The following is a 22,252-nucleotide window of genomic DNA, read 5'->3' as shown; positions in this document are numbered from 1 at the left end:
ACTTAAAGTAATTGATGGTTTTAGAATAGCTTCTTATTTTTACTTTAAATATTTATAACATGAAAATTATTATATCACCAGCAAAATCGTTAGACTTTGAAAGCAAAGTTACTACCGATGCATATACACAACCTAGGTTTTTAGAACAATCTGAAAAGTTGAATAAGAAGCTAAAAACACTTTCAAGGAAAAAGCTGAGTGAGTTAATGAAGATTTCTGATGATTTAGCAAGTTTAAATTATGAAAGAAATCAAGACTGGCAGCCTCCTTTTTCTTTAGAGAATGCAAAACAAGCAGTATTCGCTTTTACAGGGGAAGTGTATAGAGGGATTGATGCTAACTCTATTTCGGAAGATAAAATTCCAGTTTTAGAAGATAAGTTGAGAATTTTATCAGGATTATACGGGTTGTTAAAACCATTGGATTTAATTCAGCCATACCGATTAGAAATGGGAACTAGGTTAAAAGTAGGTAGAAGAGAAAACTTATATAAGTTTTGGGATACTACATTAGCGGAATCATTAAATGAAGAGTTAGCTGAAGGTGAGTTGTTAATTAACTTAGCAAGTGCAGAATATTTTAAAGCGCTTCCTAAAAAAACATTAAAAGTACCTATGGTAACTCCAGTTTTTAAAGATTTTAAAAACGGACAGTATAAAACCATTATGACGTTTGCTAAAAAAGCTCGTGGATTAATGGTGCGCTATATTATAGATAATAATGTGGAGACTTTGGAGGAATTAAAAGGTTTTGATGTTGATGGATATGGCTTTTCCGAAGAAATGTCTACAGAAACAGAATTAGTATTTACGAGGTAAATGAAACGAAAAAAAATTGTTATCGTTTTTTTAGTAAGTAGCTTGGTAATTATAAGTTCTATTTATTTTTCTAATAAAATTATAGAAAATAATGCAGAAGGAAAGCTGTATAATTCTACAGAAAATATTTCGAAAAATAAAGTAGGTTTGTTACTAGGAACTGCTAAATATCTTTCTGATGGAAGAATAAACTTGTATTATCAATTTAGAGTAGAGGCAGCAGTAACTTTATTTAAAGCCCAAAAAATTGATTTTATTGTGGTGAGTGGAGATAATGGCACCAAAAATTATAATGAACCTTCAGAGTTTAAAGATGATCTAATAGAAGCGGGAATCCCTGAAAATAAGATATTTTTAGACTATGCAGGGTTTAGAACATTGGATTCTGTGGTAAGAGTGAAAGAGATTTTTGGGCAAACTTCAGTAACTATTATATCACAACAATTCCATAATGAAAGGGCTTTATACTTAGCTAATCATTATGATATTGACGCAATAGGTTATAACGCAAGAGGTATTTCTGGGAAATACGCGGTCAAAGTCCAGCTAAGAGAATACTTAGCTAGAGTAAAAGTTTTTGTTGATATTCTTTTTAATATAAAGCCTAAGTTTTTAGGAAAGCCTATTGAAATAAAATAAAAATTAACAATCAGCTAATCGTACTGTAACAGCTAAGCCGCCTTCTGAGGTTTCTTTGTAGTTTCGGTTCATATCTTTAGCAGTTTCCCACATAGTGTCAATTACTTTGTCTAATGGAACTTTAGATTCTTTAGGGTTGGTCTCTAAAGCTAATTCCGCAGCATTAATAGCTTTAATAGCTCCCATAGCATTACGTTCAATACAAGGTACCTGTACTAATCCGCCAATAGGGTCACAAGTAAGTCCTAAGTGATGTTCCATGGCAATTTCAGCAGCAACTAAACATTGTGATGGAGTTCCGCCTAATAATTCAGTTAATGCCGCCGCCGCCATAGCCGATGATACTCCAATTTCAGCTTGACAACCACCCATAGCAGCAGAAATTGTAGCATTTTTCTTAAAAACACTCCCTATTTCTCCTGCGACTAGTAAGAACTTTTTAACATGCTCAAAAGTAGCATCGTGGTTTTCTATTACTAAATAATACATTATTACAGCAGGAATTACTCCAGCACTTCCATTAGTAGGAGCAGTAACAACTCTACCTAAAGCAGCATTTACTTCATTAACTGACAAGGCTAAACAACTCACCCATTTTAAAATTTCTCGAAACTTAACTTCGGTGCCTCTAATAGCAGTAATCCATTCCTGTTGATTGTTATATTCAGCATCTTTAATAAGTTTTTGATGTGTTTCAAATGCACGTCGCTTTACATTTAATCCACCAGGTAAAATTCCTTGAGTATGACAACCAATATACATACATTCTAACATGGTATTCCATATACGGTGTAACTCTTTATCAATTTCTTCAGCAGAATTAATTACAAGCTCATTTTGGTAAACAATATCAGAAATATTCAAGCCTTCCTTTTCACAATAAGCTTCTAGTTCGGTAGCTCTGTTTATTGGAAACGGAAAGTTTTGTTTGTTAATTTCAATATCTTCAGTAAGATTATCGTCTTCTTGTACGATAAAACCTCCACCGATAGAATAATAGGTTTCAGTTGAAATTTCTACCCCATTAGCGTATCCTCTAAAAGTCATTCCATTCGCATGAAAAGGTAAAAATTCTTTATTAAACTTTACAGAACCATTAATGAAAGAAATGTTCTTTTCATTATTAAAAAATAAGAGCCCTTTAGCTTGAATATCATTAATAATTACATCAATAGTTTCGATAGGGATGTATTCTGGATCGGCACCGCTTAAACCAAGTAAAACGGCTAAATCTGTCGCATGTCCTTTACCAGTTAAGGAAAGAGAACCATACAAGTCTACTTTTATTTCTTCAATTAAAAGAAATTCATTTGTTTCTTTTAATTTTTGTATCCATTGTTGGGCAGCTCTCCATGGGCCAAGGGTATGAGAGCTAGAAGGTCCCACCCCAATTTTAAGCATATCAAAAACGCTAATAAATTGCGACATAAATATAAGTTGTTTGTTGGTGGCTAAAATAAAAAAAGTCCTGTATTTAAAACTTAAATACAGGACTTATATTTATCAAAAAAGAGTTATTACATTCCGTAAACAGATTCTTTGTCAAATTTCTTTACTAACATGTAGTAAACTACAGCACGGTACTTGTTTCTTTCAGACTTTCCAATTCTCTCCATAACTTCTCCAATAGCCTTATCTAATTCAGGTCCATCAGCTAAACCTAACTTTTTCATTAAGAAATTTTTCTTAACGGTTTCCAGTTCTTTAGGATCACTACCAGATACAGTTTCAGCATCATTTTTATAAATAGAAGGTCCTAGTCCTTTTGTAACAGCAGTTAATAAATCTGTGTTAGAACGGATATCTCTATCGTCCATAAATTTTTTATAAAGTGCTACTTTTTCGTCAAATTTACTCATGATTTTTTGTTTAAAATTAGATATTAATTTTTAGTTCTTTCAAATATAGAAAAATAATTAATTCTTTCAAACAACTTAGTGTTAATAAGAAAGAGAGACAATATTGTTAATTAAATTGTTGAAAAGAAATAAACAGATAGGTAAATAGGTGCTGTTCTTGTAGTAATTTTATATAAATTCAAATCTGTAGCCTATGTCAATATCAAAATTTGAATCCATGTTGAAAACCAATGAGGTATATTTTTTTGATGCTGTAGAATTTGAAACAATTATAGAGCATTATTTAAATATAGGTAAACAGTCGTTGGCAAAAAAAGCTGTACAGCTAGGTTTGGAGCAGCATCCATCTTCAATTCAATTAAAATTAATGAAAGTAGAAATTTTAATTTTTGAAGACCAATTGCATGAAGCAATTAAGATGTTATCTAATATTGAAGCTGTAGAACCTCATAACGACGAGGTTTTTATCCAAAAAGCAATTATTCTATCCAAAAAGAAGAAGCATACTGAAGCAATTGCAATTTTAAAAGAATCTTTACAGTATATAGAAGATCCATCTGATGTTTGGTCAATGATAGGTATGGAGTATTTATATCTTGATGATTTTGAAAATGCTCGCTTAAATTTTGCTAAATGTATAGAGGTAGATTATGAAGATTATTCATCGTTATACAATATTGTGTATTGCTTTGATATGGAAGGTAGTCATAAAGACGCTATTAAATTTTTAAATGCTTATTTAGATAAGAATCCTTACTGCGAAGTAGCATGGCATCAATTAGGAAAGCAATATTTTGAGTTAGGTATGTACAAAGAAGCATTAACAGCTTTTGACTATGCAGTATTAATTGATGACAGTTTTATTGGAGGTTATTTGGAAAAAGCAAAAGCTTTAGAAGAACTAAATCGTTATGAAGAAGCTATAGAAAATTATTTAGTAACACTAGAATTAGACGATCCAACAGCCTATGCTTACATAAGAATAGGAGAGTGTTATGAAAAGCTAAATAACACACAAACAGCTATACATTTTTATAAAAAAGCAGTGCACGAAGATCCTCTTTTAGATAGAGGTTGGATTTTACTAACGAATGCTTGCTATAATCAAGAGAACTATCAAAAGGCATTGTATTATATAAACAAAGCTATTCATATAGATGAAGCAAACGTTTTGTATTGGAGACGTTATGGAGATATCAATTTGAAGCTTAATTTTTACGAAGAATCAGTTAAAGCTTTTAGAACTTGTTTGTCGTTAGGTGATAAAGAAATTGAAATATATGTAGCGTTGGCTGATATTTTATTGTTTTTAGGAGAGTTTAACGAAGCTCTTAAGGTATTAATTCAAGCAAAAAAGACATATAAAGAGTTTGCAGAAATAGAGTATAGGCTTTGTGGGTTGTTTATGATTCTTGGTAAAGAAGAGTATAGTATAATACACCTAAAAAATGCTTTAGAAATTGATTTTGAATATCATACAATCATAAAAGAGTTGTATCCTTCTGTTTTTGAAAAAGACAGCATACAAAAAATCATTTCTAATTACGATAAAGCGGTACAATAAATACTTTAGAGTATTATATTAACTAGTGTATTAGGAAACAAACTTCCAAATCTTTTTTAGAATTAAAATACAAATTAGAGTAATTACCGAAAGTGTAATTGCAAGAGTCATTTCACCATAAATCCAGTTTCCTGTGGCGAATAAGAAACTGTACACACCAATTATTCCAGTTACAAATCCAACAATTTTAAACCCAACATTTTTAAATTTATCTTCTCCTTTAAAAATAAGATTGTCAAAGTTTTCTAATGTTTTAGCATCTGTAGGTTGTGTTAAAAGAGTTACAATAACCCATCCAATAGTTGTGACAAAAACACCAATGATTAACTGCCAATATCCAGCAATTTCTATGATTGGGGTTTCTATTTTTTTGTTGATAAAAAAGAATACAGCAATAATAAAAGAAATAGCCATAGCAGCAATTTCACTGTATGGGTTTATTCTACTCCAAAACCAACGTAAAATAAACAATAGCCCTGTACCAGCACCAATTTGTAGCAATAAATCGAAAACACTTTTAGCCGATTGTAAATAGAAAGAAAATAACGCAGCACAAAGCATTAGCAATACAGTTGATATTCTACCAACTACAACTTTTTGTTTTTCAGAAGCTTTTTTATTGATAAACCTACTATAAAAATCATTTACTATATATGAGCTTCCCCAATTCAGTTGGGTAGAAATCGTACTCATAAAAGCAGCTATTAACGATGTTAATACAATTCCTAATAAGCCAGCAGGTAAATAGGTCATCATTGCTGCATAACCAACATCATGACCTTGCATTTCTGCTGTTAAACTAGGAAAAGCTTGATTCATACTATCTAAACTCGGAAAGATAATTAATGAAGCAAGTCCTACAATAATCCATGGCCAAGGACGTAAAGCGTAATGAGCGAAATTAAAAAATAAAGTAGCCCACGTTGCATTTTTTTCGTCTTTAGCAGCCAACATTCGTTGTGCAATATAACCACCACCACCGGGTTCGGCACCTGGATACCAAGTACTCCACCATTGTACAGCAAAAGGGATTATAAACAAGGTAATAAGAGCCTCTTTATCCGAAAAATCAGGAAGCATTGCTAGTTTATCACTCACGTTGGGGTGTGTTAATAAATTTGAAAGTCCGTTGATTTCAGGCAAATTTATAATATATATAGTTGCCCAAACTGAACCAACCATAGCAATTAAAAACTGAATAAAATCAGTAAGTAATACACCTTTTAACCCTCCTAAAGAAGAATAAATAACTACAATTATAGATGAGTATAACAGCATTTCTCCTTGAGAAATTCCTAATAAAATATTGGCAATTTTGGCACCTGCTAAACATACACCAGCCATGGTAATTACATTGAAAATAACTCCTAAATAAATAGCTCTAAAACCTCTTAAAAAGCTAGCCATTTTACCAGAGTACCGCAATTCATAAAATTCTAAATCTGTTGTAATTCCTGATTTTCTCCACAATTTAGCATAAAAAAATACGGTTAACATCCCTGTAAGCAGCAGTGCCCACCAAACCCAGTTTCCTGAAACACCATTTTTTCTAACTAATTCAGTTACTAATCCAGGAGTATCTGCGGCAAAAGTAGTTGCTACCATAGAAACACCTAATAACCACCAAGGCATGTTTCTTCCTGATAAAAAGAATTCAGAACTATTCTTACCTGCTGATTTTGAAGCCCAAATTCCGATGAATAAGGATATAATAAAGAAGGCAACTATAATTATAAAATCTAAACTACTTAAATTAACCATGAATTTATTTTTGGCTTAAACTTAATTAAATTTTGTTAGTCACATAAAAAAAATCTACTAAATACATCGTTAGGTTGTTAAACAGCATAAAACTATTAATTATTGTTATTTGCATTTAAAATAACCTGTTTTGTGTTTGAGAGGTATTTACGCCCTATAGGAATTCGTTTCTTATTTATTGTTAAAGAGTTTCCTTCTACATAATTTATTTTATCTATTGAAATTGTGTATGAGCGGTGTATTCTTAGAAAGAGGTCGTTAGGTAACTCTTCTGAAATACTGGTTAGGGATTTATGCACAATATGATTATCGGTGGTAGTACTAACTTTTATGTAGTCTTTTAAGCTTTCTATGTATAGAATGTCTTTATATTTAATCTTAACGAGCTTTTTATCGACTTTTAGAAAGATATAAGCATCGTTTTTTTGCGAACTATTATAGTTAATATTAGAAATACGTTGAGTAAGTTTATTAACTGTTTTTAAAAAACGATTAAAAGGAATTGGTTTAACTAAGTAATCGAGAGCATCAAGTTCGTATGCATCTATCGCAAACTCTCTATATGCGGTAGTTATTACTACATGAGATTTTAATGTTATATTTTTTATAAACTCTATACCATTCATTTTAGGCATATTAATGTCTAAAAAAATGACATCTATATTTTCATTTTCAATAACTTCAATAGCATCTATGGGGTTGTTAAAAGTACTAACAACGTTAAAATTTTTAAATTTCTCTAAATGTTTTTGAATAACTTTAATAGCAAAAGGCTCATCATCAATTATAATAGTATTAATTTTCACTTTTATAATGGTATATTTAGGGTTACACAGTAATTATTTTCATTTTTTAAAAAAGATAAGTCGTAGCTGTTTTTGTAAAGTAAGTTTAATCTTCTTTTAGTATTTATATTTCCAATACCACTTTTTTCACTATTCTTAAACAAGCTATCTTTTTCATAAGAGTTTTTTATTGAAAACAGTAATCGGTTTTCAGGTTGTTTTTCGATACTAATGTATATATAAAAGTTGGGACTATTTTTATTTCCATGTTTAAAACTGTTTTCAATAAATGATAAAAAAATCAGTGGAGGTATTTTTACATTATCTATTTCTCCACCAATTTCAATATTTATTATTGCATTTTCATGACACCTTAACCTTTCTAAGTCGATATAGTTTTGAATGTGTTGTATTTCGTTAAGTAGTTTTACTTTCGGTTTTGTTGCATCATAAATAACATACTGCATTATATTAGATAATTTCAAAACTACCTCTGGTGCTTGTTCAGATTGCTCTAATGTAAGTGCGTATAAATTATTTAATGTATTAAAGAAAAAGTGGGGTTGTATTTGTGTTTTTAAAAAATTGAGCTCACTTTTTAATTGTTCTTTTTGTAAAGTAGCAATCCTTTTCTTTTGATAAACCCAGTCTATTGTAAATTTAATAGCAGTAGCCAAAGCAAGTACATAAAGCTCACCTAAGGTAACAGCGATAATATGATTAAATGTGAAAGCTTGCTGGTGGCCGTCAGATTCTGGCCAGATGTTTTTTGTAACTAATAAATAATTTAAACCTGTTCGAATTATATATAAAAAGCCTAGTGAAGCGATTAATAAAAAAATATAAAACTTATATTTTTTTTTGGCTAAAAAATTAGGAACAAGGAAGTATATGCTTGTGTAAACAAGAATAATATGTAGAGGGAATTCAATTAAATTTGATTTAAGAGAATACCAATAATCTCCAAAATAGCTTCCCCATCTAATTACATTAAAGCAAAAATAACTAACCCAAAAAATAACATGATATTTTCTTGGTATGGTTTTATTATTTTTTAAAGAAGCAAATGATTTCATTTTATAAAAATCATGAAAGTAGCTATTTTAAGTTATATCAAATAATTTTTGTTAAAAAAAATGCAAAAGTTTAAAAAAAAGTGTCGTTTGTTGTTTTTTTTGTGTTGTTGGTATATTATTTTTTCCAGAAAAAGAATTAAACATACATTTAACTTAAATTTTTTTTAATTAACCATTCATATGAAAAAAAATAAAATACTACTGTTCTTGTGGGGTTTTATGTTGTTTAGTATAACTATTATCGCACAAGAAAAAGTAATAACAGGTAAGGTAACATCTGCGACTGACGGTTTGCCTTTACCAGGAGTAAATGTAATTGTTAAAGGAACAACAAAGGGAACCGAAGCTGATTTTAATGGTAAGTATACTATAAAAGCATCAAAAGGAAATGTTTTAGTTTTTTCTTTTGTTGGAATGAAAAAGTTAGAAGTTGTAGTAGAAACTAATACAATAAATGTAGCCTTAGAAGAATCGAATCTGTTAGAAGAAGTTGTTGTAACAGCATTAGGTATTAAAAAAGAATCGAAAAAGCTAGGTTATTCTTTACAAACTATAAAAAGTAAGGACCTAAACAAAGTTAAAACAACCAATATAACAAATGCTTTATCAGGAAAGGTTACTGGGGTTCAAATAAATCAAAACGGTTCAGGAGTAGCTGGTTCCGCATCCATAAATATTAGAGGGGTTTCTTCCTTAGTATCAAATAATCCACTTATTGTAATAGATGGAGTTATCGTAGATAATACAGGTTTAGGACAAGGAAGCTTTACTGGTGGACTTGATTATGGTAACGCTTTAGCAGATATTAACCCAGAAGATGTTCAAAGTATAAATGTACTAAAAGGAGGAAATGCAACGGCTCTTTATGGATATAGAGGAGCAAGTGGAGTTATTGTAGTAACAACAAAAGGAGGTAAAGAAGGAAAAGTAAAGATTGATTTTAGTTCTAGCACAACGCTTGATAATGTTTTAGTAGCTCCTAGATTACAAAATAGTTATGGGCAAGGAACATATAATGCAGCTACAAATTCGTTAGAATATGATATTACTAGATCGGGAAGCTGGGGACCAAAATTAGATGGTTCTCAAAGGATGAGGTTTGATGGAATAGGAACCGATGTTTATAAAGCAAATCCAAATAGTTTTAAAGATTTTTATAGAACGGGTTCAACTTTTATAAATTCAATAAGTGCATCAGGAGGGAATAAAGCATCTAACTATAGGTTATCTTATACTAACTTAACTAACGCTCCAGTATTGAAAGGTAGTGACTTTGAAAGAAATAGTGTTTTATTAAATACTTTTACCAATATAACTAATAAATTAAAAGTACAAGCTAAAATTTCATATATAAACAATACAGCTACGAATAGACCAGATATTACAGATGGACAAGCTAATACAGTGAGAGGACTAATTTTAAAACCTCGTAATATATCTAATCAAATACTTTCTGAAAACTATATAAAGTCAGACGGAAGACCAAATAATTACGGAGGTGGAGCTTTTACAATGAACCCTTATTATGCAGTAAACACTAAAATAAATGAAGATGATAAAAATAGGTTTACAGGGTTGCTAAATGCAACATATCAGATAACAGAAAACTTATCAGCCACTGCAAGATATTCGAGAGATCAAAGTAATTATACAGCATCAATTTATCAACCTATAGGAGCTTTTGATATTGCGCCAACAGGTGGACTAGAAGAAATAACAAATCAAACGGTTTTAAACAACCTAGATTTAATGCTGTTTTATAACGGTAATATAACAGATAAACTGTCACTAGACGCAACTTTTGGTTTCAATACTGTTGAAACTAATTCAAAAACAAATAGAACAGAAGCAAATGATTTATTAGATGAAGATTTATTTTCAATAAATAATTTTACTTATAAGAGTGTTTCTACATTTTTAAATAGAACAAAGTCTCAATCATTATTTGGAAGCGTTCAATTAGGTTATAACAATTATGCATTTATAGAACTTACAGCTAGAAATGATTGGAGTTCTACTTTACCAGAGGAAAATGCTTCATTCTTTTACCCATCAATAGGAACTAGCTTTTTGTTAGGTGAAATATTTAATATTAAAACAGAAAAAATAAATAGATTAAAGTTAAGGGCAAGTGCAGCAAAAACAGGTAATGCTACATTACCTCATTTATTAAGCTCTGTTTTTACAGTTACTTCAAAGCCTTATAACGGATTATCACTATTATATTTAGGTAACTCCCAATTACCAGCAGGTGATGCTGAAGAAGGAGCTTCACCAGGATACATCATACCTAACTCAAATTTAAAAGCAGAATTATCTACTGAATATGAAATAGGTTTAGATGCTAGCTTTTTTGAAAATAGATTAGGAATAGATTTTACTTATTACAATAAAGAAACTAAAAATCAAATATTACAAATATCATTACCAGCAACTTCAGGAGCGCAAAGTAAGTTGATAAACGCAGGGTTAATTAGAAATAGCGGTTTAGAAATAGCTTTGACAGGTACACCTATAAAGAGTGAAAAATTTTCGTGGAATACAGCCATTAATTTTACAAAAAACGAAAACAGAATAGAAAAACTCGTTGATGGTCTTCCTTCAACGATACTAGCCCGTCAGTTTAACGACGTTATACAACTTGTAGCAACAGAAGGTAGTTTATATGGTAACTTAGTAGGATCTACATTTAAAAGAGATAGTGATGGGAATAAAATTTATGATACTGATGGACTGCCAATAGTAGGAGAAGAAGGAGTAATAGGAAACGTAACTCCAGATTTTTTAATGGGGATCACTAATACATTTACCTATGAAAATTTTGAATTAGATTTCTTAATAGATATACGTTCAGGCGGAGATGTTTTCTCTTTTACAGATCGATTAGCAGGAGTACAAGGAACAGATGAAATAACATTAAAAGGAAGAGCTTTTTATGAAGGAGGTCAAGGAATTCTTGTGCCTGAAGGATTAACTATTGAAGGAGGAGCTTTACCGTCAGATATAGTTGCTAGAGGAGTAGACCCACAAACTTATTATAATAGATTAGGAAATATTTCAGAAAACTGGATTTCTGATGCAAGTTTTGTGAAATTAAGACAGTTGTCACTTACTTATAATTTGTCTCCCAAGTTTTTAAAGAAATTTTCAATTTCAAAGGCATCAATAAGTTATGTAGGAAGAAATTTAGCAATACTTCATAAGAACACAAGAAACTTTGATCCAGAAGTAGGGTTTAATACGGCGATTCAAGGAATTGAGTTTTTTGATATGCCTTCTACTTCAAGCCATGGGTTAAAATTAGCAGTATCCTTTTAAAAAAACATACTATAATATTATGAATAATAGAAATAAAAAAAATAGTATTAAAATTGCCAATATTGCTTTAATACTAATTGTAATAGCTTCAACCTTTTCTTGTACAAGTGATTTTGAAGAAATAAACAGAAACCCGAATTTACCAACCAATGCAAGAGCAGAAAATCTTTTAGGAGGAGTTCAGTATTTTACATTTGCAGAACCTAGGTTTGTATCATGGAGAGGGAACTTACTGTATACTTCTCAATTTTCACACCAATTTACAACAAATGTTCAAGGTACTTGGTGGGCTGGTGTTGATAGTTATAAAAATGATCAAGGTTGGACAAATGGTGTTTTTGATCAACCATATAAAAAAAGTAGCATTAATCTAAGAGCTCTATTAATAGAGTATCAAGACCTTAACGATATACAAGGTATGGTCATCACAAGAATAATGATGTCTATGTTTACTCAAAAAATGACAGATATTTTTGGAAACGTACCTCACAAAGAAATAATAGTTCCTCAAATAGAAGTATTAAGTCCAAAATATGAAACACAAAAAGAAATCTATAAGTTTATAATAGAAGACTTGAAAGAACAGATGAATATTATTGGAGCTTCTACAGAAACTATTAATGGCGCAAAAGGAGATTTTATTTATCAAGGAGATCCACAAAAATGGAAAGTTTTAGCGAACACATTACGTTTGAGAATGGCCTTGCGAAGCAGAGAAGCATTTATTGCAGACGGAGAATCGAACTTTATTAATGCGGTAATTAATGACTGTTTAGCAAACCCATTAATAGACGATACTAATGAAGCTACTCTTGAAAGGTCGAAAGAACCTTTAATTAATGCAAATTTAGATGGAGGTTTTGAAGATGTTTATTGGGGGTTTGCCGGTTTAGGTTCTAAATGGGTGCCAACTGAACGCTATGTAAGCTTATTAAGAGATAATAATGATCCAAGATTAGGAGAAATTCTTACAGAAGCAGAAAATGGTGGATATAAAGGTAGCTTTGTGAATATACGTACAGCTCCAGAATGGGAGGACATGGCAAAACCTAGCGAAAAAATTATAGGCAAAGGATTGAGTGATTTAAAAGATCAAGTAAACGTAATGGTTTTAACAGCAGCAGAGTCTAACTTTTTGCAAGCAGAAGCAGCTTTGTTAGGTTATGCAGGAAATGCAAATGCATCTTATCAAGCAGGAATTTCATCTAGCATACGTTTTTGGGGAGCTGAATTAGGAACCTTTATTGCAAGTGAACCTATAGCAACATTATCAGGAAGTAACGAAGAGCAGTTAACACAAGTATATAACCAACGTTGGTTAGCTTCGTTAACAAATGGTTACGAAAGTTGGAGTTTGGTAAGAAGAACAAATTTAATACCACAAATTACAGATAACACTAATTATTGGGTTTCTCAACCAAATAACGGTAATGTGCCAAATAGGTTACCGTATTCTTCAACAGAAAAGACATTAAATAAAGAAAATATTACAGCTGCAATACAGCAACAAGGGCCAGATGAAATGAATACTAAGTTATGGTGGGATATGAATTAAGAAAACTTTGTTTTAACTCCCACTTTTGTAAATTATCTTAAATAATTTAAGGGTTTACAGTTAATTGTCAAGCGAGAATAATTAAACATATTCTCGCTTGTTTTTTGTCTAGTATTTACTGCTTTTAGTCGAAAAAAAAGATGAAAATGATAAGTAATAAATACATTTACCTAAAAGACGAAAACCATGATTGGAGATATAAAAACCTATAACAGAGAAACGATTGTTCACAAACCAGCAGGACAATTCGAAGAAACTAGATTTGAAAAAATTCACAATATAATTTTTAATGATTCAATCCAAGCTTCAAAAATAGTAGCACATGAAATAGCTGATTTAATTAAACAAAAGGCTAAAGAAAATAAAAAATGTGTTTTAGGATTAGCAACAGGTTCCTCACCAATTAAAGTTTATGAAGAGTTGGTAAGATTGCATAAAGAGGAAGGTTTAAGTTTTAGTAATGTAATCACGTTCAATCTTGATGAATACTTACCAATGAAACCAAACGATGTACAGAGTTACTATTACTTTATGCACGAACACTTGTTTAATCATGTAGATATTTTATCAGAAAACATCCATATTCCGAATGGAACTTTATCGTCAGAAGAGATTTATCAATACTGCATAGATTATGAATTAAAAATAAAAGAAGCAGGAGGGTTAGATTTTCAGTTATTAGGAATTGGGAGAACAGGTCACATAGGTTTTAATGAACCAGGATCTCACTATAACTCAAGCACAAGAAGCATAACTTTAGATCATGTTACAAGGCAAGATGCTGCTTCAAGTTTTTTAGGAATAGATAATGTTCCTAAAAAAGCAATTACTATGGGAATAAGCACTATAAAAAAAGCAAAAAGAATTGTTTTATTAGCATGGGGGGTAAACAAAGCAAAAGTTATACAGCATACTATAGAAGGAAAAATATCTCCACAAATACCAGCTACTTACCTGCAAGACCATAAGAATACTACATTTATTTTAGATGTAGAATCGGCTTCAGAACTTACAAGAATAAAAACACCGTGGTTGGTAATGTCTTGTTTTTGGAGTAAAGAGCTAAAAAAGAAAGCTGTTTTCTGGTTAAGTGAAAAAGTAAAAAAACCAATATTAAAGCTTACGGATAAGGATTATAATGAAAACGGAATGTCAGGATTATTAGCAGAAGAAGGAAGTGCTTATAGTTTAAATATAAAAATATTTAATGCATTACAACACACTATTACAGGCTGGCCAGGAGGAAAACCTAATGCAGATGATATAAATAGACCAGAAAGGGAAACACCTCATAAAAAAAGAATCATCATTTTTAGTCCTCATCCAGATGACGACGTAATATCTATGGGAGGTACTTTTGATAGGTTAATAGAGCAAGGGCACGAGGTTCATGTGGCTTACCAAACCTCTGGTAGTATTGCTGTAACCGATGAAGATGCTTTAAAGTTTGCTGAGGTAGCTAAGGTACTTATTACAGATAAGAATCATTTAGATAAAGTGATTTCTAAGATTAATGAAAATAATAAAAGAGCTGTGGCTTCAAAAGAAGTACAACTTTTAAAAGGAACAATAAGAAAAGCAGAATCATATGCTGCTACTCGTTATTTAGGATTACCAGATGAATTTGTACACTTTTTAAACCTTCCTTTTTATGAGACAGGGAAAGTAAAGAAAAATAACTTATCTGATGTTGATGTAAAAATTATGTGTGATTTGATAGAAGAGGTAAAGCCCCACCAAATATATGCAGCGGGTGATTTGGCTGACCCTCATGGAACCCATAAAGTGTGTTTAGATGCACTTTTTGAAGCATTAAAACAATTAAAGCCTAAAAAAATGATGGAAGATTGCTGGGTATGGTTGTATAGAGGAGCATGGTTTGAATGGGAGCCTTTTGAGATTGAAATGGCAGTACCACTTAGTCCAGATCAAGTTGTAAAAAAACGACATGCTATTTTTTATCACCAATCACAAAAAGACAAAGTAATGTTTAGAGGAGATGATACAAGAGAATTCTGGGTAAGAGCAGAAGACAGAAATAGATTAACTGCTGAAAAATATCATGATTTGGGAATGGCAAATTACGCAGCAATCGAAGCATTTAAAAGACATTATTTCTAAAAACTATTTCATGATTATATCTTCTAAAAACATATTTATTGTCTTGTGGCTAACCTGTATTAGCTTAAAAGCACAAGACAACTTAAGGAACGAACTTAACTTAATGCCATGGCCGCAAGAGTTAACAAAAACTAATACCAAGCTTGTAGTTGATGCTAATTTTACTATAAGTGTGCAAAAAAAAGAAGGTCGAGTATATAATTATGCAACAAATATTATAAGACGGATAACAAATAAAACAGGTGTTTTTATAAAAGAAGGTTTTCCAAGGTTAAATGCTAAAAACGCAACAATTAAAGTTGAGTTTGATAAAACAGAAAAACTAGGCATTCATGTAGATGAGTCTTATGTTTTAGAAGTAAAAGAACAAGAAGTTTTAATAAAGGCTAAAACGGATGTCGGAGCAATTAGAGCTCTTGAAACAGTAGTACAGTTAATAACTTTTGATGAAGAAAAATTTTTCATCCCTAGTGTATTTATTAAAGACTCTCCTAGATTTGTGTGGAGAGGTTTAATGATAGACGTTGCAAGACACTTTCAACCAGTATATGTTATCAAACGAAACTTAAGAGCTATGGCAGCTTTAAAGATGAATGTTTTTCATTGGCATTTATCAGATGACCAAGGTTATAGAATAGAATCAAAAGTATTTCCAAAACTACATAAAGAAGCTTCTGATAACCTTTATTATACGCATAGTCAAATAAAGGATGTAATTCATTATGCTAATTCTTTAGGTATTCGTGTGATACCAGAAATAGATGTACCTGGACACGCAACAGCAATATTAACAGCATATCCTGAGTTAGGAAGCAAAAAAAATGAGAAATATGAATTAGAGCGTTACTCAGGTGTTTTTGACCCAACATTAGACCCCACTAATACAGAGGTATATGTGTTTTTAGATAAATTATTTTCAGAAGTAACAACGTTGTTTCCTGATGAATATTTTCATATTGGAGGAGATGAAAATGAAGGTAAACATTGGAATGAAAATAAAGAAATTTCAAAATTTAAAAAAGAGCATAATCTTAAAAGCAATCATGAGTTACAAACATATTTTAATATAAAGCTTCAAAAAATATTATCAAAATACAACAAAAAGTTAATGGGCTGGGATGAAATAATGACGAAAGACATGCCTAAAACTGCTATTATTCATTCGTGGAGAGGGGCAAATGAGGGATTTGAAAAAGGAACTTTAGTAAAAGCAGTAAAAAAAGGTTACAATGTTGTTTTATCTAACGATTATTATATCGATAGATTACAGTCAGTTAATTACCACTACATGATTGACCCTGTTGGTAATAAAAAGTTAACCAAAAAAGAAGAGCAAAGAGTTTTAGGGGGAGAAGTAACAATGTGGAGTGAATTGGTAACACCATTAACTATAGATTCACGTATTTGGCCTAGAACAGCAGCAATAGCAGAACGTTTTTGGTCCTCTAAAAAAGTAAGTAATATCGCTAATATGCGTAAAAGGTTAGCAGTGGTTAATGATAATTTGGAGCTTATAGGGATAACTAATAAAAGTAGTGTAGAAGTTATTTTAAGAAATATAACAAAGACAAATACAATTGAACCGTTAAAGGTATTAACTGGAGTATACGAACCTTTAAAAGTATATACCAGAAATAAAGAAGGTACAGAATATAAAACATTCTCACCTTTTATACTTTTTGCAGATGCTTGTACAGCAGATGCAGCAGATGCATATACCTTTAATATTTTAGTAAGTGATTTTATTAAAACACCCAACGAAGTTAAAAAAGCAGAAATAATTAAATATTTTATTAAGTGGGAAAAAGGTTATACAGATTTTTTAAAACTACCAAACAACCCTATTTTAAATAAGTATAAGAAGCATTATAAATCGCTACATCAAACAGCATTATTTTGTTTAGAGATGTTAGAAAGCTCAGCGTTATCTAAAAAAGATAGAAAAAAGCTGGAAAAACAAATAGAATTTTTAAAAACACCATTAGAAGATACAGAGTTAATGGTTGTAGAAAGCATAGAAAAATTATATAATTTTTCATTATCAACTCTTCATAAAAGTATTAATAATGAAGACTAGTGTTACATTAAAAGAAATAGCAATAAAAACTGGTTTTTCAATATCTACAGTTTCAAAAGCACTCAATAACAGTTATGAAATAAGTAATGTAACAAAGAAAAGTATAAATGATGTAGCAAAGTCTTTATGTTACAAACCCAATTTTTTTGCAAAGAACTTAAAAAAAAGAAAAAACTATATTATAGGTGTAATTGTGCCAAATTTTAAAGACGATTTCATATATAATTTTATAAATGCAATCATAGAAGAATCTAGTAGTAAAGAGCACAGAGTAATGTTGTACCAAACATGTAATAGTTTGCAAAAAGAAAGTACATACATAAAATTACTTTCAGACGATTTAATAGATGGACTCATAGTTTACACTCATAATATTTCAATTAGTGACTATACAAAACAACTAAAAGGTACACTTTTTACAATAGTTCGTAAGAAAGATAATAGAAATGAATCGGGCTTGTTAAAAGCAAACCAAATAGAAGGGTTAACATTGGGTAAAAAAGTAATTAATGATTTAATTTTCCGAATAAAATCAAAAACCTCATAAATGATTTTAATTGCAGATAGTGGTTCTACAAAATGTGATTGGATTGTTCTTAACGTCAACCAAAGCAACATTCAATCTAGAATTAGAACAAAAGGAATAAATCCGTCGATCTTAAAAAAGAAAGCAATTCATAAAACTATTAGAAGTTCAAAAGAATTGATAGCTTGTAAAGAAGAAATTAATTCTATATATTTTTTTGGAGCAGGATGTAACAATGAAAAAAGTAAAGAAAAAATACAAAGTGTTTTGTTACATTATTATAGCAATGCAAAAAGAATAGAAATACAAGAAGATATAATGTTAGCAGTATTGTCTGCGTCTGTAGAGCCATCAGTAGTTTGTATTTTAGGTACAGGTTCAAACTGTTGCTTTTTTGATGGAAATAAAATACAAAAACGCATAACATCAATGGGGTATTTATTAATGGATGAAGGTAGTGGTAATCACTTAGGAAAGCAATTATTAAAAGCGTACTATTTTAATGAATTACCTAACGATTTAAAGTTTTCTTTTGAAAAAGAATTTAACTTAAACTCAGATAAAGTATTGTCTAAATTATACAATTCAAAAACACCTAATAAGTACTTAGCAAAATACGCTCGATTTTTATTTACAAATATAGAAAACAGTTATGTACAAGAGTTGGTAGCATCTTGTGTTTCAGAATTTATAAATAAACAATTAATAACTTACAAAGAAGAATTAGAAAAAAAACCTCTGTATTTTATAGGTTCGGTGGCATATCATGCAAAAAAAATAATAAATGAAGAATTGGCAAAAAATAATTTAAAACCAGTAACTTTATTTATAAGAAGACCACTTACAATGTTCATACAAAAAATACAAAATAACCCTAAGCTATTGGAAAAATCATTTTCTTAATTTTTATGGAAGAATAACTTTAATTGAGTAAATTTGATATTCGTTATTTATGAAGAAAATTAAAAAAATAGCAGTAATGACTTCTGGGGGAGATTCTCCTGGAATGAACGCAGCGATACGGTCTGTGGTTAGGACTTGTGCCTATTATCGTACAGAATGTATGGGGATTTATAGGGGGTATCAAGGATTGATAGAAGGAGACCTAATTCCGTTAACCGCACGAAGTGTAAATAATATTATTAACAAAGGAGGAACGATATTAAAATCAGCTCGCTCAAAAGACTTTAGAACTAAAGAAGGAAGACAAAAAGCCTATGAAAGTTTACAAAAGAACAAGGTAGATGCTTTGGTGGTAATTGGAGGAGACGGTTCTTTTACAGGAGGAGTAATTTTTAATAAGGAATTCAATTTTCCTATTATAGGTATTCCTGGTACGATAGATAATGATATTTCTGGAACAAGTCATACACTTGGTTATGATACTGCTTTAAATACAGCCGTAGAAGCAATCGATAAAATAAGAGATACCGCATCTTCTCATAATAGATTATTCTTTGTTGAGGTTATGGGGCGTGACGCAGGGTTTATAGCATTAAATGCTGGTGTAGGAGCTGGAGCAGAAGAAATTTTGATTCCTGAAGAAGATTTAGGGTTGGAAAGGATGTTAGAGTCATTAAAGAAAAGTAGAAGGTCAGGAAAATCATCAAGTATTGTAGTTGTTTCCGAAGGAGATAAAACTGGAAAAAATGTATTTGAATTAGCAGATTATGTTGAGAAAAACCTACCTGAATACGAAGTAAGAGTATCTGTATTAGGTCATATGCAACGCGGAGGATCACCAACTTGTTTTGATAGAGTTTTAGCAAGTAGGTTAGGAGTAAGCGCTGTTGAGTTATTACTTGACGGAAAAACCAATTTGATGGTAGGTTTAAAAGATAATAAAGTAGTTGCTACCAATTTAGAAAAAGCAATCAAAGGTCAACATAAAATCGATACTGAGTTACTAAGGGTATCAGATATAATGACCACTTAAACACGAATATAAAATTTATTAATAATGATAAAAATAGGAATTAACGGATTTGGAAGAATTGGTCGATTAGCGTTCCGTTCTGCAATAAAAAGAGACAACATCCAAGTTGTGGCTATTAACGATTTGTTAGAGGTAGATTATTTAGCCTATTTATTGAAGTATGATTCTGTTCATGGACGTTTTGAAGGAGATATTGAAGTTAAAGAAGGAAACTTAGTTGTAAACGGACAAACAATAAGAATTACTGCGGAAAGAAATCCTGAAAATTTAAAATGGAATGAAGTAGGGGCAGAATATGTAATTGAATCTACAGGTTTTTTCACAGATAAAGATAAAGCAGCAATGCATATTACTGGAGGAGCAAAGAAAGTAATTATTTCAGCACCTTCTAAAGATGCTAATATGTATGTAATGGGAGTAAATCATAAAGATTTGAAAGATGATGAAGTAATTTTTTCTAATGCCTCTTGTACAACAAACTGTTTAGCACCGTTAACGAAAGTTATCCATGATAATTTTGGGTTGAAAGAAGGATTAATGACTACAGTACATGCAGCAACATCAACACAAAATACTGTAGATGGACCAAATAGTAAATGGCGTAGAGGACGTTCAGTAATTAACAATATTATTCCTACATCAACAGGAGCAGCAAAAGCAGTAACAAAGGTTATTCCAGAGTTAGAGGGTAAATTAACAGGAATGGCAGTTAGAGTTCCTGTGGCTGATGTTTCTTTAGTTGATTTAACTTTTAGAACTGATAAAGCAACTTCATTAAAAGAAGTTTTAGCAGCTTTAAAAGAAGCTTCAGAAGGTGAATTAAAAGGAATTATAGGATATACAGAAGATGAAGTAGTATCACAAGATTTTGTTTCTGAAACTAGAACTTCTGTAATAGATGCGGATGCTTGTTTAGAGTTAAACGAAAACTTTTTTAAAGTAATTTCTTGGTACGATAACGAGTTTGGGTATGCTACAAAAATTGTAGATTTATTAGAATATTCAGCATCTTTATAAAAACATAAAATATTTTGTAATATTGTATTCCCGCTTTTAGCGGGAATATTTTTTTAAACACTATTTTATGGAAATAGCAATTATAGCACATGATGGAATGAAAGCTGAAATGGTTCAGTTTTTAAATGAACACAAAGAAGTTTTACGTAAAAAAAGTGTTCAGTTAATTTCAACGGGAACAACAGGGGAGAAAGCAGAAAAAGCAGGTTTTGAAGTAACAAAATTTTTATCAGGACCTATTGGTGGTGATGCACAAATTGCTGGTAGAGTAGCAGAAGGGAAATGTCAAATGGTATTGTTTTTTAGAGATCCTTTAGCAAAGCACCCACACGAACCAGATATTTCAATGTTAATGCGTTTGTGTGATGTGCATGATGTACCGTTAGCTACAAACCCATCTACCGCAGAATTATTAATTAAAGCAATTTAAAAGATTATAAATAAAAAGAGAAACATAATTGTTTCTCTTTTTATGGTAACTTATTAAAACGTTTCGCCCCTTGTCTTGTGTATAACGCTTATTTATGGTTTTTAAGAAAATTTTCAGTTGTCAATACGTCTGAATAATAATAATCTAAGGCGGCTAGAAAAGATTTTTGAACTTCGCTAGCTTTTACATTTTCTCCATTTACTTCTAAATCTTTGGTTGCACAAGCATCTCCAATAACAATACATTCAAAACCAAAGTCTTTGGCTGCTCTTGTTGTTGCATCCACGCACATATGTGTCATCATTCCACAAATCACTAACTTTTCTACTCTTATTTCATTTAAAATTTTCAGCAATTCTGTTTCTCTAAAACTGTTTGGAAAGTGTTTGGTTATTATATTTTCCCCGTCTATTGGCTTCACGTTTTTGTGAATCTCCACACCTTGAGTTTTTGGAATAAAAAAAGAAGAACCAGAGCGAGTTGATTTATGTTGAATATGGATAACAGGAAGTTTTTTACTTCTAAATTCATTCAAAACTTTCTTAGCATTTAAACTTGCTTTTTCAGGTTGTGAGAGTTCCATTTTTCCATTTGGAAAGTAATCATTTTGAATGTCAATTAATATTAAGGCTGTTTTCGTATTTTCCTTTTTCTGGGCTTGAAGATTAACAGTGAAAATTGTCAATACTACTAGAGTTAAAATTCTTTTCATTTGTTTTGCATTGCTCATAATGGTTAAAGTACCCGTTGTTTTAAAGAAGTGATATCGT

18 protein-coding genes are annotated in these 22,252 nt (G+C 30.8%); 12 read left to right on the top strand and 6 right to left on the bottom strand.

The window, feature by feature from the left end; all coding sequences use genetic code 11:
- The first annotated feature begins 59 nt into the window (after positions 1-59).
- Both yaaA and C7448_RS07275 read left to right on the top strand, forming a co-directional pair.
- Positions 60-818 (top strand): peroxide stress protein YaaA, encoded by a 759-nt coding sequence (yaaA, locus tag C7448_RS07280; protein ID WP_115900712.1) that lies wholly within the window; start codon positions 60-62, stop codon positions 816-818.
- Positions 819-1,457 carry a SanA/YdcF family protein gene (locus C7448_RS07275; RefSeq protein WP_115900711.1) on the top strand — a complete coding sequence of 213 codons (639 nt, stop codon included), beginning with the start codon at positions 819-821 and terminating at the stop codon, positions 1,455-1,457.
- A 3-nt stretch (positions 1,458-1,460) separates the two neighbouring features.
- Here the strand turns inward: C7448_RS07275 and C7448_RS07270 are convergent, their stop codons facing one another.
- Positions 1,461-2,885 (bottom strand): L-serine ammonia-lyase, encoded by a 1,425-nt coding sequence (locus C7448_RS07270; RefSeq protein WP_115900710.1) that lies wholly within the window; start codon positions 2,883-2,885, stop codon positions 1,461-1,463.
- Positions 2,886-2,974: 89 nt separating this feature from the next.
- Positions 2,975-3,316, bottom strand: a complete 342-nt coding sequence (locus C7448_RS07265; protein WP_099216255.1) for a DUF2853 family protein — start codon at positions 3,314-3,316, stop codon at positions 2,975-2,977.
- 193 nt (positions 3,317-3,509) lie between these two features.
- On the opposite strand from C7448_RS07265, the gene C7448_RS07260 reads away from it, so the two are divergent.
- Entirely contained in the window at positions 3,510-4,880 is a 1,371-nt protein-coding gene (locus tag C7448_RS07260) for a tetratricopeptide repeat protein (protein WP_115900709.1), read from the top strand.
- Between the two features lie 30 nt (positions 4,881-4,910).
- Here C7448_RS07260 and C7448_RS07255 read toward each other — a convergent pair whose 3' ends face one another.
- The 3 genes from C7448_RS07255 to C7448_RS07245 form a co-directional block, all read right to left on the bottom strand.
- Entirely contained in the window at positions 4,911-6,641 is a 1,731-nt protein-coding gene (locus C7448_RS07255) for a sodium:solute symporter family protein (RefSeq protein WP_115900708.1), read from the bottom strand.
- Positions 6,642-6,736: 95 nt separating this feature from the next.
- Positions 6,737-7,447: a LytR/AlgR family response regulator transcription factor gene (locus C7448_RS07250; RefSeq protein ID WP_115900707.1), complete on the bottom strand. Its 711-nt coding sequence runs from the start codon at positions 7,445-7,447 to the stop codon at positions 6,737-6,739.
- A gap of 2 nt (positions 7,448-7,449) precedes the next feature.
- The gene (locus C7448_RS07245; RefSeq protein ID WP_115900706.1) at positions 7,450-8,502 is read right to left on the bottom strand and encodes a sensor histidine kinase; all 1,053 of its coding nucleotides are present in this window, start codon (positions 8,500-8,502) and stop codon (positions 7,450-7,452) included.
- A 180-nt stretch (positions 8,503-8,682) separates the two neighbouring features.
- Here C7448_RS07245 and C7448_RS07240 point away from each other — a divergent pair, with 180 nt between their 5' ends.
- The 9 genes from C7448_RS07240 (at position 8,683) to C7448_RS07200 (ending at position 21,482) form a co-directional block, all read left to right on the top strand.
- Positions 8,683-11,820 carry a SusC/RagA family TonB-linked outer membrane protein gene (locus tag C7448_RS07240; RefSeq protein WP_115900705.1) on the top strand — a complete coding sequence of 1,046 codons (3,138 nt, stop codon included), beginning with the start codon at positions 8,683-8,685 and terminating at the stop codon, positions 11,818-11,820.
- Positions 11,821-11,839: 19 nt separating this feature from the next.
- The gene (locus C7448_RS07235) at positions 11,840-13,375 is read left to right on the top strand and encodes a SusD/RagB family nutrient-binding outer membrane lipoprotein (protein WP_115900704.1); all 1,536 of its coding nucleotides are present in this window, start codon (positions 11,840-11,842) and stop codon (positions 13,373-13,375) included.
- Between the two features lie 186 nt (positions 13,376-13,561).
- Entirely contained in the window at positions 13,562-15,496 is a 1,935-nt protein-coding gene (nagB, locus tag C7448_RS07230) for a glucosamine-6-phosphate deaminase (protein WP_115900703.1), read from the top strand.
- On the top strand, positions 15,438-17,573 hold the full coding sequence (locus C7448_RS07225; protein WP_245939447.1) for a family 20 glycosylhydrolase: 2,136 nt from the start codon (positions 15,438-15,440) through the stop codon (positions 17,571-17,573). The genes nagB and C7448_RS07225 overlap by 59 nt, the downstream gene beginning before the upstream one ends.
- The gene (locus tag C7448_RS07220) at positions 17,563-18,120 is read left to right on the top strand and encodes a LacI family DNA-binding transcriptional regulator (RefSeq protein ID WP_115900702.1); all 558 of its coding nucleotides are present in this window, start codon (positions 17,563-17,565) and stop codon (positions 18,118-18,120) included. Before C7448_RS07225 ends, C7448_RS07220 begins: the two co-directional genes overlap by 11 nt.
- Entirely contained in the window at positions 18,121-19,002 is an 882-nt protein-coding gene (locus C7448_RS07215; protein ID WP_115900701.1) for a BadF/BadG/BcrA/BcrD ATPase family protein, read from the top strand.
- A 49-nt stretch (positions 19,003-19,051) separates the two neighbouring features.
- A complete protein-coding gene (pfkA, locus tag C7448_RS07210) occupies positions 19,052-20,035 on the top strand; it encodes a 6-phosphofructokinase (RefSeq protein WP_115900700.1) in 984 nt (327 codons plus the stop codon).
- A 24-nt stretch (positions 20,036-20,059) separates the two neighbouring features.
- Complete coding sequence (gap, locus tag C7448_RS07205) at positions 20,060-21,052, top strand: type I glyceraldehyde-3-phosphate dehydrogenase (protein WP_115900699.1); 993 nt, start codon at positions 20,060-20,062, stop codon at positions 21,050-21,052.
- A 67-nt stretch (positions 21,053-21,119) separates the two neighbouring features.
- A complete protein-coding gene (locus tag C7448_RS07200; RefSeq protein ID WP_115900698.1) occupies positions 21,120-21,482 on the top strand; it encodes a methylglyoxal synthase in 363 nt (120 codons plus the stop codon).
- 88 nt (positions 21,483-21,570) lie between these two features.
- Here the strand turns inward: C7448_RS07200 and C7448_RS07195 are convergent, their stop codons facing one another.
- Positions 21,571-22,194, bottom strand: a complete 624-nt coding sequence (locus C7448_RS07195) for a cysteine hydrolase family protein (RefSeq protein WP_115900975.1) — start codon at positions 22,192-22,194, stop codon at positions 21,571-21,573.
- Positions 22,195-22,252 lie beyond the last annotated feature (58 nt).

Origin of the sequence: Tenacibaculum gallaicum, from assembly GCF_003387615.1 — a bacterium.
In the GTDB taxonomy this organism is placed as follows: domain Bacteria; phylum Bacteroidota; class Bacteroidia; order Flavobacteriales; family Flavobacteriaceae; genus Polaribacter; species Polaribacter gallaicus.
Note: the sequence above shows the minus strand (reverse complement) of the source record. Positions and strands in the feature narration are given on the sequence as shown.

Coding starts and splice junctions, on each gene's coding strand:
- C7448_RS07270 (WP_115900710.1), bottom strand. CDS start 2,885: ATGTCGCAATTTATTAGCGTTTTTGATATGCTTAAAATTGGGGTGGGA.
- C7448_RS07260 (WP_115900709.1), top strand. CDS start 3,510: ATGTCAATATCAAAATTTGAATCCATGTTGAAAACCAATGAGGTATAT.
- C7448_RS07235 (WP_115900704.1), top strand. CDS start 11,840: ATGAATAATAGAAATAAAAAAAATAGTATTAAAATTGCCAATATTGCT.
- nagB (WP_115900703.1), top strand. CDS start 13,562: ATGATTGGAGATATAAAAACCTATAACAGAGAAACGATTGTTCACAAA.
- C7448_RS07275 (WP_115900711.1), top strand. CDS start 819: ATGAAACGAAAAAAAATTGTTATCGTTTTTTTAGTAAGTAGCTTGGTA.
- C7448_RS07195 (WP_115900975.1), bottom strand. CDS start 22,194: ATGAAAAGAATTTTAACTCTAGTAGTATTGACAATTTTCACTGTTAAT.
- C7448_RS07200 (WP_115900698.1), top strand. CDS start 21,120: ATGGAAATAGCAATTATAGCACATGATGGAATGAAAGCTGAAATGGTT.
- C7448_RS07240 (WP_115900705.1), top strand. CDS start 8,683: ATGAAAAAAAATAAAATACTACTGTTCTTGTGGGGTTTTATGTTGTTT.
- C7448_RS07220 (WP_115900702.1), top strand. CDS start 17,563: ATGAAGACTAGTGTTACATTAAAAGAAATAGCAATAAAAACTGGTTTT.
- C7448_RS07225 (WP_245939447.1), top strand. CDS start 15,438: ATGATTTGGGAATGGCAAATTACGCAGCAATCGAAGCATTTAAAAGAC.
- C7448_RS07265 (WP_099216255.1), bottom strand. CDS start 3,316: ATGAGTAAATTTGACGAAAAAGTAGCACTTTATAAAAAATTTATGGAC.
- C7448_RS07215 (WP_115900701.1), top strand. CDS start 18,121: ATGATTTTAATTGCAGATAGTGGTTCTACAAAATGTGATTGGATTGTT.
- pfkA (WP_115900700.1), top strand. CDS start 19,052: ATGAAGAAAATTAAAAAAATAGCAGTAATGACTTCTGGGGGAGATTCT.
- C7448_RS07255 (WP_115900708.1), bottom strand. CDS start 6,641: ATGGTTAATTTAAGTAGTTTAGATTTTATAATTATAGTTGCCTTCTTT.
- gap (WP_115900699.1), top strand. CDS start 20,060: ATGATAAAAATAGGAATTAACGGATTTGGAAGAATTGGTCGATTAGCG.
- yaaA (WP_115900712.1), top strand. CDS start 60: ATGAAAATTATTATATCACCAGCAAAATCGTTAGACTTTGAAAGCAAA.
- C7448_RS07245 (WP_115900706.1), bottom strand. CDS start 8,502: ATGAAATCATTTGCTTCTTTAAAAAATAATAAAACCATACCAAGAAAA.